Here is a 1,301-nt window from a genome sequence, read left to right on the forward strand (position 1 = left end):
GAGGCGAACCAGGGGAACTGAAACATCTAAGTACCCTGAGGAAAAGAAATCAACCGAGATTCCCCCAGTAGCGGCGAGCGAACGGGGACCAGCCCTTAAGCATGTGACCGATTAGACGAACAGGTTGGGAAGCCTGGCCGTAGCGGGTGATAGCCCCGTAGTCGAAAGTCCGATCATGTGAAATCGAGTAGGTCGGGGCACGAGAAACCTTGACTGAAGACGGGGGGACCATCCTCCAAGGCTAAATACTCCTGGCTGACCGATAGTGAACCAGTACCGTGAGGGAAAGGCGAAAAGAACCCCGGAGAGGGGAGTGAAATAGATCCTGAAACCGTGTGCGTACAAGCAGTAGGAGCAGACTTGTTCTGTGACTGCGTACCTTTTGTATAATGGGTCAGCGACTTATATTCAGTGGCGAGGTTAACCGCATAGGGGAGCCGTAGGGAAACCGAGTCTTAACTGGGCGACACAGTCGCTGGATATAGACCCGAAACCGGGCGATCTATCCATGAGCAGGGTGAAGGTTGAGTAACATCAACTGGAGGCCCGAACCAGGATCTGTTGAAAAAGATTTGGATGACTTGTGGATCGGAGTGAAAGGCTAATCAAGCCCGGAGATAGCTGGTTCTCCTCGAAAGCTATTTAGGTAGCGCCTCACGTATCACCGCCGGGGGTAGAGCACTGTTTCGGCTAGGGGGTCATCCCGACTTACCAACCCGAGGCAAACTCCGAATACCGGTGAGTGCCAGCGTGGGAGACACACGGCGGGTGCTAACGTCCGTCGTGAAAAGGGAAACAACCCAGACCGTCAGCTAAGGTCCCCAAATCCTGGTTAAGTGGGAAACGATGTGGGAAGGCTCAGACAGCTAGGAGGTTGGCTTAGAAGCAGCCATCCTTTAAAGAAAGCGTAATAGCTCACTAGTCGAGTCGGCCTGCGCGGAAGATGTAACGGGGCTAAACCAGGTACCGAAGCTACGGGTTCATCCTTATGGATGAGCGGTAGAGGAGCGTCGTGTAAGCCGATGAAGGTGAGTTGAGAAGCTTGCTGGAGGTATCACGAGTGCGAATGCTGACATGAGTAACGATAAGGGGAGTGAAAAACTCCCCCGCCGGAAGACCAAGGTTTTCTGTTCGATGCTAATCAGAGCAGAGTGAGTCGGCCCCTAAGGCGAGGCGGAAACGCGTAGTCGATGGGAAACGGGCTAATATTCCCGTACCGGACATGATTGCGATGGGGGGACGGAGAAGGCTAGGTGAGCCAGGCGTTGGTTGTCCTGGTGAAAGTCAGTAGGCTTGGGTCT

1 rRNA gene is annotated in these 1,301 nt (G+C 53.9%); it reads left to right on the plus strand.

The window, feature by feature from the left end:
- Positions 1 to 1,301, plus strand: a 23S ribosomal RNA gene (locus HW452_RS17285); the annotation flags it as partial.

The sequence above is a fragment of the Vreelandella aquamarina genome (genome assembly GCF_020075495.1).
In the GTDB taxonomy this organism is placed as follows: Bacteria; Pseudomonadota; Gammaproteobacteria; order Pseudomonadales; family Halomonadaceae; genus Vreelandella; species Vreelandella aquamarina_A.